We start from the raw sequence: 14851 nt of genomic DNA on the forward strand, positions 1-14851 counted from the left end.
GCCGGATCAGGTGGGGATTCCTTCGCGCTGGACGTGCGGTACATCGATTCCCAGGGCCCGGAACTGCTGGCAGGGATTCATGAACTCGCGCTGCTGCTTGATCTTCCCGTCCTCGAACAGGAACGAGTGCAGGAAGTGGTTACGGTAGTACCCGTCGCGATATCCAGGAAAGAGGATCTTTCCCTCGCCGTCGCATTCGACCCAGAAACGATCGGGGTCCTGAGTGTCGAAGATCTCGACGTTGATCCAGGCCCAGTCGGGGAAGCACTTGAGCGACCAGACCGCGTGCTCGCCCAGCCGGTCGCGTCCGCGGATGACGATGGGCTCGCCGCTCTCCGTGGTCCACAGGCCGCCGATGCCGTCCTCGGTGAACAGCAGGTGGCGACGGAGCCGGTCCTCGCCACGGGTGTGCATGTACTGCTCGACGATGGCCCGGTTGTGGGCGCGCAGGTCGGACTGGTCGGTGGGTATTCGGGGCTCTGACATAGGTGTCCTCTGCTGTGTGCGGTCAGGCGGGATGGAGGTGGTGCCTCGGGTCAGACGATGAAGCTGATCTCTCGCGGGTCACCGCCCACGAGCGCGCGGCCGTAGACCTGCTCGGGGATGCCCATCCCGAAGCCGGCGTGGCGGCTGCCGACGTTGATGTCGCGCCAGATGCGCTGCAGGGGGTTGGACTCGTTGAAGGCGGAGGATCCGTGCGCGGTCAGCAGTGTGTCGACAGCCTCCCTGCACAGCCGTCCGACCTGAGCCGACTCCAGCCGGTTACGGGCACGAATGGTGAGGTCGGCATTGATTCCGGCGTCGGCGAGCTCGTCGACGGTGTCCGCGATGCGACCGGCCACCAGCTTGGCCGTGTCGATCTTGGAGGCCGCCTCGGCCAGGTCGAGCTGGAACGTCGGGGACTGCGTCTGGTCCCGGTAGGTGGAGCCTGCCACGGGGCGGGTGGGGCCCTTGGACCGGACGAAGTCGAGGGCGGCCTCGGCGCCGCCGATCAGGGCCCCGATCAGCCCGATGGCGAACAGGCCGGTGAGGCTGTTGCGGTACGGCAGGGCAGGGTCGACCACTCCGTCGGTCTCGCCGTTGAGGATGGGCAGGTAGGGCACCAGGCGGTGTTCGGGTACGAAGATCCGGTCCGCGACGACGGTGTTGGAACCGGTGCCCCGCATTCCGGCGAAGTACCAGGTGTCCTTGATGCTGACCTCGTCGGTCGGCATCAGGGCGAAGCGGACGTCGGGGCGGCCGCCGTCGGTGGGCACGGCTATCAACGCACTGACCCACTGGGCATGCAGGCAGCCGGAGACGTACGCCCATTCACCGCTGACGATCAGGCCGCCGTCGACGGGCTCCACAGCGGGTGAGGGCATCCCCAGGACCAGTGCGCATGCGGCGTCCGGGGCGTCCTGCCAGACTTCGTCCCCGGCCGCGGCGGGGAACAGGGCTGCCATGAAGTTGCCGGCGTTCAACACGCCCGCGATCCAGGCGGCGGAGGGGCAGCCCCGTCCGAGCGCGGTGGAGACGTCGAGCAGGGTGCGCATGTCCGTCTCGTAGCCACCGAGGCGGCGCGGCGTCTGAAGGCGCAGCAGTCCCGCCTCGGTCATGGCGGTGACGACGCGGTCGGAAACCCGCCGTTCACGCTCGCATTCGACGGCGTCCTCCCAGAGGAGTTCCCGAAGACCTTCGGCCCGCTCGACGAGTTCGGCACGGTCGATGGAATTCGCCATCCGAATCAGTCCTTTCATTCTCGATACCCAGCACGCTAAGCCGCAAAAATTCCCTGAGTCAAGGGCGTTGATTCGCGGTTCACCGGGAATTCAGAGTGCCGAAAATAGGCAGCTTTCAGCAGCGCGGCACGTTTTCGGGCCGCGCTTATTCGATACGGATTTATCGGCGTGGTCGAGACGTACGGCGGAGGTTGCCGAGCACGACACGGCCCACGGTGACGGGGTTGAGCAGGATCAGAGGGGAAGAGAGCAAGGAACTGACCTTGACGAACTCCTGGGTGAGCGCCGGGTCGTGCTCGGCGGCGGCCATCAGTCGGTCGAAGAAGTAGTTGGTCAGCCGCACCGGCAGCGGTCGTTCTCCCTCGACTTGTGGCAGGGCCAGATCACTGCTGACAGCCATCTGCCAAGCCACCTCGATCCGCCGGGAGGCGGCCCGGAAGAAGCGGTGAGGCAGGCGGTCTCCTCCCTGGACGAGGGTTTCACGCAGGGCGGCGGCCTGGAGTGCGGCCACCGACATGCCTTGGCCGTAGACGGGGTTGAAGCTGCAGATAGCGTCCCCGAAGACCAACAGCCCGTCCGGGAATCTCTCCAGCCGTTCATAGCGTCGGCGCACGCTCGCCGGATAGCGGTGAGCGACCGGTTCGTCGAGGGGTTCAGCGGCGCACAGGGCCTCGAACACGTCGGCCGGCACGATGGGCTTGGCGAACTCCAGGAAGCCGACGGCATCGGTCGGCGGGTGGTGGCCGCCATAGCCGATCAGGGTGAGCATCCAGCGGTCCTGTTCGTGCTGGAGGAACGTCGCACCGGTCGGCCGCCCGGGTTCGGCCCCCACGATGACGACCTTGCGCCGACCGAGCGCGCCCGGTGCGAGCCGCAGGGTGCGGCTGACGTACTTGATGTCGACGGCGACCTTGTCCTCGGTCGGCGGTTGATAGCCGAGATCGGTGAGCCATCGAGTGGCCCGTCCGCCCCGCCCGGTTGCGTCGACGACGAGGTCGGCGGCCAGCTCACGCTCCGCCCCGCTGCCGCGCTCCACCGTGCGGACGCCAGTGACACGTGTGCCGTCCGGGGCACTGAGCAGCGCGGCGACCTCACACCGGTCGGCGATCTCGACGCCGGGCAACTTCTTGACCCGGGCACGGATTTGCCGCTCGAGTTGAGGCCGGGTCGGCTGATAAGTGGGCGTCGGATCGGCGTAGCGGCCCTCCTGGCACAGCAGGTGACCGCCGGGCGCGAAGTGCATCTCGGTGGGTTCACGCACCACAGGGATTCCTGCCGCCTCCAACTCCTCGAGCAGGCCGGGAAACATCTGCTGCAGGCCCCGGGTGCCGGCGGGCAGGATCGCGTGGGCGTGTCGCCCCTGCGGGACGCCGCGTCGGTTCTCGTCCGTCTCGAGAAGCTCGTCCCGGTCGACCAGCGTGACTCGGTCGAACGTGTCCGACAGTACGCGTGCGGCGAAGAGGCCGGCGATGCTGGCCCCCAACACCACACAGTGTCCGCGTCGCAATCGCGACTGCTGAGGGGCGTGCGGGTGGGCAATGTCGTCAGACATGCGAGTCCTCTGCTGTCCATGAGGAAAGTAGTGGGAGCCGGATCTCCCGGAAGACGCCTCAGGCCAAGAAGGCACTGCTTTCCGGGAGTCCTCTGTTCGAGTCACTGAACAAAGGAAGTCGGCGAACAAGGCGAGGCCGGAACCAGACCCTCCGCCGAGTGACGTCGATCACAGAGGAGTGAATAGCGAGCGAAGCCACTATAAATCAAACGAGTGCAACGACCATTCACACAGGCCCAACCATCGGGGTGGCACCGGACATCACACCTCGTCGAGCACCTCGGAAATGGCTGGAAATACACCTCGGGAAGAAATGGAATGCGAAATTCCCAATGATGCGCTGCACGTCCGGCAAGTGACACCCTCAGAGCTCTGTTGCCGCGAGCGCCGCCGTCACCAGCCAGCAGGCCGGAAGCGGGGCGACCGTGCGTCCGTGACCGATACGCGGGTCATCTCCGGCGTACGCCCTGGCCTGCCAGCCGTGGGCGCCGAGCCACTCCTCGAGGTCGTCCCGGGCGGAGAGCCAGCTGGCCCCCTGTTCCTCGACGCGCTCACGCACGGGCCTGCCTTCCTCCTCCAGCATGGCCGCCTTGAGGTGCTCGAGCAGGAGCCGACTGCCCGGGGCGGACAACTCGCCGAGTCCCGCGACGAGAGCCTCGCCCGCCGCGTCGGTCAGGTACATGAGCAAGCCCTCGACCAGCCAGACCGTCGGCTTCTCAGGGTCGAAACCCGCAGCTCGCAGGGCGGACTGCCAGTCCTGTCGCAGATCGGCCGCGACGCCGACGCGTTCACAGGTGAGCGGCAGTCCGGAGCCCTCGATCAGGGCCTGTTTGAATTGCGTCATCTCCGGCAGCTCGACCTCGAACCAGCGGGTCCCGGTCGGCAGATCCAGCCGAACGGTGCGTCCGTCCACACCAGCAGCGAGCGTGACGACCTGCCGGATGCCACCCCGGACTCCGGCGAGGATCTCGTCGTCGAAGAACCTCGTGCGTACCGCGAAGTACGTGGGGAAGCCGCGTGCGCTGTTGTGCGTCTGCTTGATGACCGCCGCGACGTCGGCCAGGACCGGGTCCTCGGAGAGCGCCGCCAGCATCGCGGCGGCGAGCGGGTCCCGGAACAGTGCATCCGGACTCTCGCTTTCCAGTTGCCGCATCCACGCCGTGAAGAGCGCGGTCTGACCGACCCCGACGGATGGAGCCTTCACGTGCACCATAAAAATCCTCCCCAAGGCGGGTTCAATTCGCCGAAAAACAGTGCCTCTGCACGGGCGGTTCGTCGAACGTTAAACTTCATGCAGCGTTCATGGGATACCGTCCGGAAGGCGAGACAAAGCCGGGTGGTCAGCCCCGCGTCCCGTGCGCATAGCTCATTCCCAATACACAGGAGTGCCTCAGGCTCGAGCGGCACTGATGGAATTCTGCGGTGCGGTGCGACTGAGATGGTAGCGTGCTTTAAGTTATCTTCCATTTTATTCCACGGAGCACGCCTCTACTGAAGGATGTGTGCATGCTGGACGACCTGGACCGTGCCCTGATTCACGCGCTGCACATCGACGGCCGCGCGCCTTTCAGTCAGATCGCCACCGCCCTCGACGTGTCGCCGCAGACCATCGCCCGGCGCTTCCGCAGACTGCGCACCGAAGCTTCACTACGGGTCGTCGGGCTGCCGGACCCTCACCGGGCGGGCCAGACTCAGTGGCTGGTGCGGCTCACCGCGCAGGCGAGCTCCGCGCAAGACCTCGCCTACGCGCTGGTACGCCGGCAGGACACCTCGTGGGTGAAGCTCACCTCCGGCGGCACCGAGATCGTCGCGATCATCCACGCCCCGACGGAGGCCACCGCCGGCAACTCCCTGCTACTGCACGACATTCCGCGCACCAGCAACATCACCGCGGTCTCCGCGCACTGCGTCTTGCACACCTACCTCGGCGGCCCGACGAACTGGCGCCGCAGCGCGGACGCATTGGACGACGAGCAGCAACGCGTGCTGCGCGAGCACGAGGCCGCCGATACCGCATACGTTCCCGTACCGCGTCAACTCAGCGGTGCGGACGCAGACTTGCTGGCCGCTCTACAGAAAGACGGACGGGCCTCCCATGCCGAGCTGGCCCAGGCCACCGGATGGTCGCCGGTCACGGTGGCGCGCCGCCTCGCCGACCTGCAGGCGGGCGGTGCCATCTTCTTCGACGTCGAGGTCGACACCGGTCACTTCGGCGCCAACACCAGAGCGTTGCTGTGGATGTCCGTGGGCCCGGCGCACATCGAAAGCGTGGCGAAGACACTCGCGGGACACGACGAACTCGCTTACGTCGCCGCGACCACCGGCCCCACCAACCTGGTGGCCCAGGCCCTGTGCCGTGACCCAGCGGACCTACACCGCTACCTCGCCCGACGGCTTGGCTCCCTGGACGCGATCCACACCCTCGAAACCAGTCCGGTCCTGCAGAACCTGAAGGCGGCCAGCCCCATCCTCACGGATCTGGCGCGCACCAGAAGGCCCTCGGCGCCGACTCGCTCCCGGGGCTGAGCGGTGGCGTCCACCGGCCGCGGACATGCCGAAGCGGCGGCCCGGAGGCCGCCGCACACACCACACCAGGCAGGAAAGGGATCGGCTAGTGCCCCACGTGTTCGGCCGGAGCATTCTTGTCGATCATCAGCCGACTGGTCACGAAGCTGATCACGACCAGAGCCACGGCGACCCAGAACGCGAGCTGTACGGCATGCAGGGCGGACGAGGCACCGCCGCCATCGGCACTGCCGAGGTAGACGCTGCCGAGGATCGCCACCCCGAGCGTGGCACCCAGCTGCTGGACCGCGTTCAGCAGCCCGGCGGCGGAGCCGATCTCCTGCGGCTGCAGCGGCTTGAGGGCGATGGTGAAGAACGCCGGGCTGAACAGGCCGACCCCGAGCCCGACGACTCCGAGCGCGAACAAAAGAGCTGTCGGATACGAGTGCGGGTCCGCGGCGTGATACACGGCGATGGCAGCGAGCGCACCGGCCAGGAGGACGACGAGCCCGAGGGACATCATGCGGTGCCCATAGCGCTTGACCAGGTGCGCGCCGGCCACCCAGGAGGCCACGGCCAGCCCCACCGACCACGGGGCAAGCGTCAGCCCTGCCTTCAACACGTCGGTGCCAAGGCCCAACTGAAGCTGCAGAACGATGACCATCATCAGGCCGTTGGTGACGGCGAAGAAGGACGTCGAGGTCACGAGCGCGGCCGGGAATCCACGGTGGGCGAAGAGACTCGGCTCCACCAGAGGACTGCTCCCAGCCGCGGCAACCGAGCGCTGGTGCACAGCGAAGACGATCAGGAGGCACATCCCCGCGGCCATGGCCACCCAGCTCCACCCCGGCAGTGCGGTCAGGTCGGCACCGATCAGCGGGTAGACGACGAGCCCGATCCCCACCATGGCCAGCAGTGTGCCGGTCAGATCGAGGGTGGGCCGCTTGGGAGCACGGTTCTCCATCAGCCTGGGCGAGATGGCCAGGACGACCAGCGACACGGGAACGTTCACCAGGAACGCCGCGCGCCACGAGGAGCCGAACAGATCCGCGTGCGTGAGCAGACCGCCGAGCACCGGCCCGCACACGGCGGCCAGGCCCATCACCGGCCCGATGCTGCCCAGCGCCTTGGACATCTCGGGACCGGCGAACATCGTCTTGATCAGGCCGATGGTCTGGGGAATGATCACGGCAGCAGCAGCCCCCTGGACCACCCGGAAGGCGATCAGGAGCCCCACCGTGGGCGCCACGGCGCAGGCGGCGGAGGCGGCCATGAAGCCGGTGACGCCTATCACGAAGAGCCGCTTGCGACCCGCGATGTCACCAAGGCGGCCACCGGTGATCAACAGCACAGCGAACGGCAGGGTGTAGGCCGTGGTGAACCACTGGATGTCGGACACAGACCCGCCCAGATCGGCGTGGATCTTCGGTGCGGCGACCTGCACGATGGTCGCGTCCAGCAGGTTCATGGCCTCACCGAGCAACAGGGCGGTGAGCGCCAGCCACCGCCATCGGTACGCCGTGGGAGTCGGCGTCAGCACACGCTCAGCAGTCATCGGGGGTTCCTCTCCACCGTTGTCGACACGCCGGCCCGGACCCGCACGGTGGGGCTTCAGGGCCGACCACGACTCAGCGTGGGTGTGAGGAAGCGGCGTACTCCAGCCAGAGCCACCAGATGGATGATTCCTTCCATCGACACCGCTCCCGACGGCGATTTCCCACGCTGTTCAGGGAGCACGTGTCTCGCTTCGGGCGCCATCGCCCGCGCGTGTTGCCGCTCATGAGACCGCGCACCCAGCGTGAGGTTCCTTCATCAGAAGGCTCTCGATGGAAGAAATGCACCAGTACGCCGTCGCGACTGGAGCGGCCGGGCGAGGCCACTTCACGCTGGTGTTCCCCGGCCCACCTGGGCCTTCCGGGTCACCACTCCCTTACGTTCATCCTGTTCAGGAGCGTGCATGACCAGTCTGCCCGCCGCCCAGAGAGAAGTCCGCCTGCTCACGAAGCCGACCGGCCTTCCTGCGCTGGAGCACTTCGAGGTCGTCGAGACCCCCGTGGTGCCGCCCGGCGAAGGCGAGGTGCTGGTCCGCAATCTGTACTTCCACGTCTTCGCCACGTTGCGCATCCTCATCGCCGGGGCGACCCAGGACACCCCCTTCCCTGTGCTCGACCCCGGCGACACCCTGGTCGGCGCGGCGATCGGCGAGGTCATCGAAGCCCCGGACGGAGTTGGTCTCAGACCGGGGGACCTGGTCTCGCACTGGCTGGGCTGGCGCGAGTACGCCCTCGTGCCGTCAGCCGAATGCGCGCGAATCGACCGCACGGCCCTGCCGGATCCGGTGGCTCATCTGCAGCAGGGATGGACGGCCTACGCGGCACTGACCCGGGGAGTCGAACTCCGCCCGGGAGACACGGTGTTCGTGTCCGCCGGAGGCAGCGGCATCGGTTCGATGGCCGGTCTCATCGCCCGGCAGCTCGGTGCGGGGAGGGTGATCGCCAGCGCCGGTTCGCGCGAGAAGGCCGAGCGGTTGCGCAGCGAACTCGGCTACGACGCCGTGGTGGTCCGCGGCGAAGAATCGCTCGGTGACCAACTGGCGAAGGCCGCGCCCGACGGCATCGACGTCTACTTCGACAACGTCGGCGGCGAACAGCTGCGGGCCGCGGTGGACGCCGCGCGCCCGGGCGCCCGGTTCGTACTGATCGGCGCGCTGTCCGGGCAACTCGCCGCAGACAGCACCGGGACCACGGCCCCCGTGGAGCTGGACTCCCTGCCGCTCATCCACAAGCGCATCGAAATGCGCGGCTTCAGCTCCGACGACTACGACGACAAGAACGAGTGGACCGAACGCTTCGGCACCTGGCTGAGGGCAGGCGAGATCACCTTCCCTCACGTGCTCGTCAAGGGCATCGAGAACGCGCCGCGGACCCTGTTGGAGGTGATCGAAGGACGGCACATCGGGTCCGTCGTCGTCGAGCTGTAATCACGTTGCCACCGTGCTTCACTGCCTAGCTGGGAGTCCTCATGCCGCGAGCCACCACCGAGATCCTGGATCTCCCCCTCGACGTCCGCCCGGAACCGGACGACCTGATCCGAGCCGCGATGCAGTGGCACTTCGGTGCCGAGACAGGATCGCCGTTCTGGCTGGAGCGGGCGAAGAACCTGCCCTTCGACCCACTGACCGACATCAAGACCCATGACGACCTCACGCTCTTCCCCAACGTGGCAGCCGAACTGCGGGATGTTCCCGCGCAGGACCTGATACCCCGCGGTTACGGGCCGTCTCCCGACATCGTGGGGGTGTTTGAGAGCGGTGGCACCACAGGCGCCCCCAAGCGCGTTGTCCTGCTGCGGGACTGGCTGGACCGAATGCTTCACTGGAGCAATCTCAACCTCGACGCCCACGGCTTTCCCCGCGGTACCGACTGGCTCGGCATCGTCCCCACCGGCCCGCACATCGTCGGCGAGTACTTCCGCCGGTCCGCGGCCACGTACGGAAGGCACGGCTTCACCCTCGACCTCGATCCGCGCTGGGTGAAGAAGCTGATCGCCGCCGGAGACCGCGCCGCCGCAGGCGCCTACGCCGAACACCTCATCGACCAGGCCGCGTTCGTCCTGCGCACGCAGGACATCGGCGTCCTCACCGTCACACCCCCGCTGCTCGAACGCATCGCCCACCGGGACGACCTCGTCGACCTGGTCAACAAGAAGGTACGGGCGATCCGCTGGGGCGGCACCCAGCTGGACCCCGACTCCCGGCACCTGTACAAGACGGACATCTTTCCCGACACCGTCCTGTGTGGGAACTACGGCAGCACCATGATCCTCGGCTTCGGCGGTGAGCGCCCGGGCCTGCCGGACGACGCGGGCTGCGTCTTCGACCCGTACAGCCCGTACGTCACGTTCGTCGTCGTCGATCCCCAGACACTGCGGCCGGTCGGGTACGGGGAGCGTGGTCGTGTCCTCGTACATCACGTCAGCAAGTCCTTCTTCCTGCCCAGCAACCTGGAACGTGACGTGGCAACCCGGATCGAGCCACTCCCGGGGCAGGCGGGGGACGCGGTGGCCGACATCACCCCGGTCGAGACCTTCGAGAACGAGGCCGTGATCGAGGGGGTGTACTGATGGCCGCGCCCGGCACCGATGTGGTCCAGCTCGACGCCCTGGGCGCGCGAGGGCCGTACCAGACCCGCAACCGCTTGACGGTCACCGATGTCGCAGGCCGGGAGAGAGCAGAACTCAGCCTTGTGCCTTCCTTGTTCGTCGACCGGACGATCAAGGCCCTGCGCGGGGCGGACACCCCGGCCCCCGACGAGCGGATCGGCATGATCAACCGGGCCGCGGAGCTTTTCGCCACGGCCACCCTCAACGGCCTGACGCCAGACGCCTACACGCACCTGGTCAGCCGAGTCGGCGGTACCCCTCTCTCCGTGGTCCGTGCCACCGTCACCGCCATCGCCGCACGGCTGCGCAGGGCCCACCACAGCGTGGACCAGGCACGTCCTACCGGGGCAGTGCACCGATGGAACGACCCACTGACCCGCACCGGCCGCGCCGTGTGGGTGCCGCGGGGAGACGTGTTCGCCGTACACGCCGCCGGCAACCACCCCGGCCCGCACAGCCTGTGGCCGGAAGCGCTCGCCCTGGGCTACCGCGTCGTGGTCCGCCCGTCCCGGCGCGAGCCGTTCACCCCCCACCGGCTGATCACGGCGCTGCGCACGGCCGGCTTCGGCGATGACCACGTGGCGCTGCTGCCGACCGACCACACCACCGCGGACGCGCTCCTACAGGGTGCCGATCTCGGGCTCGTGTACGGCGGCGAGGACGTGGTTCGCGCGTACGCAGCGGACCCGACAGTGCTGCCGCAGGGCCCCGGCAGGTCGAAGGTCCTCCTGACCCGGGACGTGGACTGGCGGGACCACCTCGACACGATCGTCGACTCGGTCAGCGGTCATGGCGGCACGGGGTGTGTCAACACGACGGCCGTCTTCGTGGAGGGTGACCCCGCTCCGCTGTGCGCCGCGCTCGCCGAACGTCTGGCGGCGGTTCCGAGCCTGCCTCCCGAAGACCCGGCAGCGGTTTTCCCCGTCCAGTCGCTGGCCACGGCCAAAGCGCTCGAGGCCCATCTGCTTCACCGGGCATCGGGCACCCGCCCCTGGCTCGGCGGCGAGGGAGTCCTCGGCGAACTCGGCGACGGCAGCGCGGTACTTCGCGCCGCGGTCCACCAGCTCGACAGTCCGCACTCTCCACAGGCGGCGGTGGAGATGCCGTTCCCCTGCGTGTGGGTGGCGCCCTGGAGCCGCGACGCGGGTGTCGTCCCACTACGAGACAGCCTGGTCCTCACGGCGATCACTCACGATGACAGCCTGGTCTCCGAACTCGTCGAGGAGCCCTCGATCTCCAACGTGTACGTGGGAGATCACCCGACGTACTGGATGGAGTCCGGGCTGCCGCACGACGGCTACCTTGCCGAGTTCCTGATGCGCTGCAAGACAGTTATCAGGGACTGACCGACTTCCGTTGCCCGTGGCGGTGAATCCCCACCGCTCCCGTCAGCGGGGAGACGACTCCTCCCCGCCGGCGGCCGTGCCCCGCTCTGCTCCGCAGAGCGCGCGAAAGATGGTGTGCGCATGCTCGATGATCTCGACCGCGCCTTGATCCACGCGCTGCACATCGACGGACGCGCCCCCTTCACCCAGCTGGCCACTGTGCTGTCGGTGTCCCCACAGACGGTCTCGCGACGCTACGAACGGCTCCGCGACCAAGCGGCTCTTCGAGTCGTCGGCCTGCCCGACCCACACCTGACGGGACACGAGCAGTGGCTGCTGCGTCTGAGGGCCGATTCCGAGACGGCGCTGAACCTCGCACATGCCCTGGTTCGCCGCCAGGACACGTCCTGGGTGTACCTCACGGGAGGCGGCACCGAGATCGTGGCGGTACTGGAAACCCCCTTGGGCATGGCCCACGGGCACTCTCTCCTGCTGCACGAACTGCCGCCCAGCATGGGACTCACAGCCGTCTCCGCGCACCACTTGCTTCACACCTACCGGGGATGGCGCACCCCGTGGCGGATGAGCGCCAACGCACTGACCGCCCGCCAGCAACGAGCACTAAGCGGACAGAGGCTCACCGAGCACGACGCCGTGTCATCCGTGTCATCCGTGTCATCCGCGGAGTGCGATGGCCACGTACAACTCACCCCTGCCGACCACGCCTTGCTGGACGCACTGCGGCGGGACGGACGGACCGCGGTGGCCGACCTCGCCGTCGGCACGGGCTGGTCACCGGCAACGGTCACCCGGCGACTGGAGCGCCTGCGCGCATGCGGGGCCATCTTCTTCGACATCGAGATCGACCCCGCCCTCCTGGGCGGCAACGTCAAGGCCCTCCTGTGGATGGCCGTCGCACCGGCGCACCTGGACGAGGCAGCCACAGCCCTTGCCCACCACGACGAGCTCGCCTTCGTGGCCCACACCACCGGACCGACCAACCTCGTGGCGCAAGCCCTGTGCCGGGACACCAAAGCCCTGTACCGCTATCTCACCCACGGCCTGGGGGCCGTGAAGGCGATCCGCGCCATGGAGACAGCACCGGTCCTACGCATACTCAAAGCGGTGGGCACGATCGCCTCGCCCGGGCTGCCCCATCGCCCGGCGTGAAAGCCCAATTTCCGTGGCCTGGTCTTCTGGCGTGGCGATCCCCTCGCAACGTATACGCCGCCGTGTCGCCACCACTCGTCGCAGGGCATCGACTGCCGTAAAGCTGGTCCACGCATGGCCCACAAACGCTGGTCAACGCCGCGGCAGACGCGGTTCAAGGTGAGACATCCACCCAACAGAAGAGGCGCCCCGCTCCCGGGGCGCCTCTTCTGACCTGCACATACTCTGACCTGCTGCGGTGGGTGTGGGATTTGAACCCACGGTGACTCGCGCCACGACGGTTTTCAAGACCGTTCCCTTAGGCCGCTCGGGCAACCCACCTCGCCCCGCCCACCAGGGGCTGAGCGGGTACAGCCTACCGGGTGCCGGGATGGCGTACGGGAGCCTGACCGGAGGATGGTCATGGGCTGCTTGAGCGGGCGCTCGTCGGGGGCGGCTCGTGGTCGTGCACGGCGGCGGCGTGGCTTCGGACTCATCAGCACCGCGGTCGGTTCGCTGGTGTCCCGGTGGTGGGCGGGGCCGGGAACTCCTGGCAGGCGGCGGAGAGTCGGGGAACGGCGGTGCGGCCTCCGGCAGGCTCTAGAAGAGGGCGGCTGAGGGGACCTGTGTGAGGCGTTCCAGGACCGGGCGCAGCCACGGGCTGCGCACCTCAGGCAGCCTTGCCCAGGTGTGTTGGAACGTTCCTCGGTCGGCCCGGAACAGATGGCGGGGGAGCAGCGGGGGCGAGTCGTCGCGGAGGACGTCACGGGGTACGCGGCCCGACGCGGGAGTCGGCGGGTACGGCTGAGGGGAGACCAGCCACAGCCATACGCCCAGCGGCAGCGGCACCAGGTGTGCCGGTGTGGCCGGGGTGGCGGGGGCCCAGGTTCTTCCGGTCTCGGGGTGGACCGGGACGAGGAGGATGTCGGCGCCGGCGTCGGGCAAGGGTCGTCCCGGTCCGGCCAGGACGGCGCGCCGCTTCGGGGTGTCCGCGGGCAGCAGGGCGTCGAGCGCACGCTGGAACATGTCTGCGGTGAGGCCGCCCGGGACCTTCACCGCCCGGCCTTGGGAGGCGACCAGCAGGTGGGCGAGCGCATGACCGGCTGCCGCCTCCCACTGCGGACTCCACGACCAGTAGTGGTTCGGTCCCAGCCGCCCTCCCCACGTGGCGATCGGCTCGAACGGGGGCGTTCTCTCGCACTTCTTCGCCCACTCGGCCCAGGAGCGGGGCGCCGTGTGCGTGCCGTCGACGGGGACGCGGTGCACGGTGTCCGGGTTGAGGCGCACAGCCTGCCACAGCGAGCAGTCGTCGATCCTGGTCGCCACGGGGAGGTCGCAGGTCTCGCAGGCCATGTTGGGGCCGTCGGCCCCGTCGAGGCCGCAACAGGCGCCGCCTCGCTTCTCAGGAATCAGCCGGGTTCCACGGACGTCACCGGGCGCGATGACACGCGCCCCCGGCGTGCCGTCGGACAGGGCGTGGACCGGCGCGTAGATGCCGCGTGCTTCCGCCTCGCCCGGATCGATGTCGCTCCACCGGCGCCAGGGCCCTCCCCAGGGGTCCGGGTCCACGGCAAACGTCCCGGACCGCATGAGTACGGGGAGCTGGGCCCCGTTTCCGTACACCTGACGGGCGTGGACCGGCAGCGCGACCTGGGACAGCGGGGCGGTCAGCTCGGCGCCGCAGCCCGCACACACGAAAACGAACAAGCGCCCTCCGCCCGGTGAACAGAGGTGTCTTCACAGCTCGCCGGTGACCGGCCGACATGTTCTGCCGTCCGCGGCCACGTCACGGCGCGGTCGTCCGCACTCATCCGTGGGGTCCCGGCCGTTTCCGTCCGGAGCCTGACCGTCGCGAGGGATCCAGGCGCCACAAGGAGCGGCGAGCGGTCGCCCGGGGTGTGGGTGGCGTCTTCGCGTCGGCGGGGCCTTGCGTGCCGTCCTCGCTTTCGGCTTCTGCGGCGCAGTCGGCGCACAAGTAGACTTCCGCGCCCTCGTGCCAGAGGACCTCGTCCTCCTCCCCGCACCACCGGCAGGCCGTGTCGTACTCGGCCATCTCGTCGCGCTCCACGCGCGTCCCCCTTTGCCGCGGCAGCCGGTCTCGCCGCCGCGATCTCTTCCGGCCCGCTGGTCAGGCGGGCCGGGTTCCTCGGACCCCGCGCTCCCGGGCTACAGCTCCTCCGCCACGTATGCGCGCAGCCAGGTGCTGAACTCCGGGCCCAGGTCCTCGCGTTCGCAGGCGAGGCGGACGATGGCCCGCAGATAGTCGCCGCGGTCGCCGGTGTCGTAACGGCGGCCCTTGAAGACCACACCGTGCACCGGGCCGCCGGTCTTTTCCTCGGCGCAAGCCGCTGACCGATGCCGCGCCGCCAGCTGTTGCAGCGCGTCCGTCAACTGGATCTCGCCACCACGGCCCGGCTCGGTCCCCCGCAGCACCTCGA

11 protein-coding genes, 1 tRNA gene and 1 pseudogene are annotated in these 14851 nt (G+C 68.5%); 5 read left to right on the forward strand and 8 right to left on the reverse strand.

The genetic code is table 11. The features are described from left to right. Window positions 1-6 precede the first annotated feature (6 nt). The 4 genes from OFY01_RS24780 to OFY01_RS24795 form a co-directional block, all read right to left on the reverse strand. Complete coding sequence (locus OFY01_RS24780; RefSeq protein ID WP_266603437.1) at window positions 7-486, reverse strand: PhzA/PhzB family protein; 480 nt, start codon at window positions 484-486, stop codon at window positions 7-9. Window positions 487-536: 50 nt separating this feature from the next. Further along, window positions 537-1721, reverse strand: coding sequence for an acyl-CoA dehydrogenase family protein (locus OFY01_RS24785; RefSeq protein ID WP_266603438.1), 1185 nt, complete (start codon window positions 1719-1721; stop codon window positions 537-539). Between the two features lie 160 nt (window positions 1722-1881). After that, window positions 1882-3204 (reverse strand): FAD-dependent oxidoreductase, encoded by a 1323-nt coding sequence (locus OFY01_RS24790; RefSeq protein ID WP_266603439.1) that lies wholly within the window; start codon window positions 3202-3204, stop codon window positions 1882-1884. A gap of 433 nt (window positions 3205-3637) precedes the next feature. Further along, on the reverse strand, window positions 3638-4486 hold the full coding sequence (locus tag OFY01_RS24795; protein WP_266603440.1) for an SAM-dependent methyltransferase: 849 nt from the start codon (window positions 4484-4486) through the stop codon (window positions 3638-3640). 293 nt (window positions 4487-4779) lie between these two features. On the opposite strand from OFY01_RS24795, the gene OFY01_RS24800 reads away from it, so the two are divergent. Then, complete coding sequence (locus tag OFY01_RS24800; protein WP_266603442.1) at window positions 4780-5799, forward strand: Lrp/AsnC family transcriptional regulator; 1020 nt, start codon at window positions 4780-4782, stop codon at window positions 5797-5799. A gap of 85 nt (window positions 5800-5884) precedes the next feature. On the opposite strand, the gene OFY01_RS24805 is transcribed toward OFY01_RS24800, so the two are convergent. Next, on the reverse strand, window positions 5885-7333 hold the full coding sequence (locus tag OFY01_RS24805; RefSeq protein WP_266603443.1) for an MFS transporter: 1449 nt from the start codon (window positions 7331-7333) through the stop codon (window positions 5885-5887). A 402-nt stretch (window positions 7334-7735) separates the two neighbouring features. Here OFY01_RS24805 and OFY01_RS24810 point away from each other — a divergent pair, with 402 nt between their 5' ends. The 4 genes from OFY01_RS24810 to OFY01_RS24825 all read left to right on the forward strand — a co-directional run bounded on the left by OFY01_RS24810 (window position 7736) and on the right by OFY01_RS24825 (window position 12434). Then, window positions 7736-8758, forward strand: a complete 1023-nt coding sequence (locus tag OFY01_RS24810) for an MDR family NADP-dependent oxidoreductase (protein ID WP_266603445.1) — start codon at window positions 7736-7738, stop codon at window positions 8756-8758. 41 nt (window positions 8759-8799) lie between these two features. Further along, window positions 8800-9900, forward strand: a complete 1101-nt coding sequence (locus OFY01_RS24815) for an acyl-CoA synthetase family protein (protein WP_266603446.1) — start codon at window positions 8800-8802, stop codon at window positions 9898-9900. Continuing rightward, window positions 9900-11285 (forward strand): aldehyde dehydrogenase family protein, encoded by a 1386-nt coding sequence (locus OFY01_RS24820; RefSeq protein ID WP_266603447.1) that lies wholly within the window; start codon window positions 9900-9902, stop codon window positions 11283-11285. Before OFY01_RS24815 ends, OFY01_RS24820 begins: the two co-directional genes overlap by 1 nt. A 120-nt stretch (window positions 11286-11405) precedes the next feature. Then, window positions 11406-12434, forward strand: coding sequence for an Lrp/AsnC family transcriptional regulator (locus OFY01_RS24825; RefSeq protein WP_266603448.1), 1029 nt, complete (start codon window positions 11406-11408; stop codon window positions 12432-12434). A gap of 236 nt (window positions 12435-12670) precedes the next feature. Here the strand turns inward: OFY01_RS24825 and OFY01_RS24830 are convergent. The 3 genes and pseudogenes from OFY01_RS24830 to OFY01_RS24840 all read right to left on the reverse strand — a co-directional run. Beyond that, window positions 12671-12755 (reverse strand) — tRNA-Ser (locus OFY01_RS24830). 258 nt (window positions 12756-13013) lie between these two features. Continuing rightward, window positions 13014-14120 carry a hypothetical protein gene (locus OFY01_RS24835; protein ID WP_266603450.1) on the reverse strand — a complete coding sequence of 369 codons (1107 nt, stop codon included), beginning with the start codon at window positions 14118-14120 and terminating at the stop codon, window positions 13014-13016. A gap of 459 nt (window positions 14121-14579) precedes the next feature. Next, window positions 14580-14851 (reverse strand): annotated as a pseudogene (locus OFY01_RS24840) (UTP--glucose-1-phosphate uridylyltransferase); the annotation flags it as partial.

The sequence above is a fragment of the Streptomyces beihaiensis genome (genome assembly GCF_026274175.1).
Taxonomy (GTDB): domain Bacteria; phylum Actinomycetota; class Actinomycetes; order Streptomycetales; family Streptomycetaceae; genus Streptomyces; species Streptomyces beihaiensis.

Coding starts and splice junctions, on each gene's coding strand:
- OFY01_RS24785 (WP_266603438.1), bottom strand. CDS start 1,721: ATGGCGAATTCCATCGACCGTGCCGAACTCGTCGAGCGGGCCGAAGGT.
- OFY01_RS24820 (WP_266603447.1), top strand. CDS start 9,900: ATGGCCGCGCCCGGCACCGATGTGGTCCAGCTCGACGCCCTGGGCGCG.
- OFY01_RS24805 (WP_266603443.1), bottom strand. CDS start 7,333: ATGACTGCTGAGCGTGTGCTGACGCCGACTCCCACGGCGTACCGATGG.
- OFY01_RS24815 (WP_266603446.1), top strand. CDS start 8,800: ATGCCGCGAGCCACCACCGAGATCCTGGATCTCCCCCTCGACGTCCGC.
- OFY01_RS24810 (WP_266603445.1), top strand. CDS start 7,736: ATGACCAGTCTGCCCGCCGCCCAGAGAGAAGTCCGCCTGCTCACGAAG.
- OFY01_RS24780 (WP_266603437.1), bottom strand. CDS start 486: ATGTCAGAGCCCCGAATACCCACCGACCAGTCCGACCTGCGCGCCCAC.
- OFY01_RS24825 (WP_266603448.1), top strand. CDS start 11,406: ATGCTCGATGATCTCGACCGCGCCTTGATCCACGCGCTGCACATCGAC.
- OFY01_RS24795 (WP_266603440.1), bottom strand. CDS start 4,486: ATGGTGCACGTGAAGGCTCCATCCGTCGGGGTCGGTCAGACCGCGCTC.
- OFY01_RS24800 (WP_266603442.1), top strand. CDS start 4,780: ATGCTGGACGACCTGGACCGTGCCCTGATTCACGCGCTGCACATCGAC.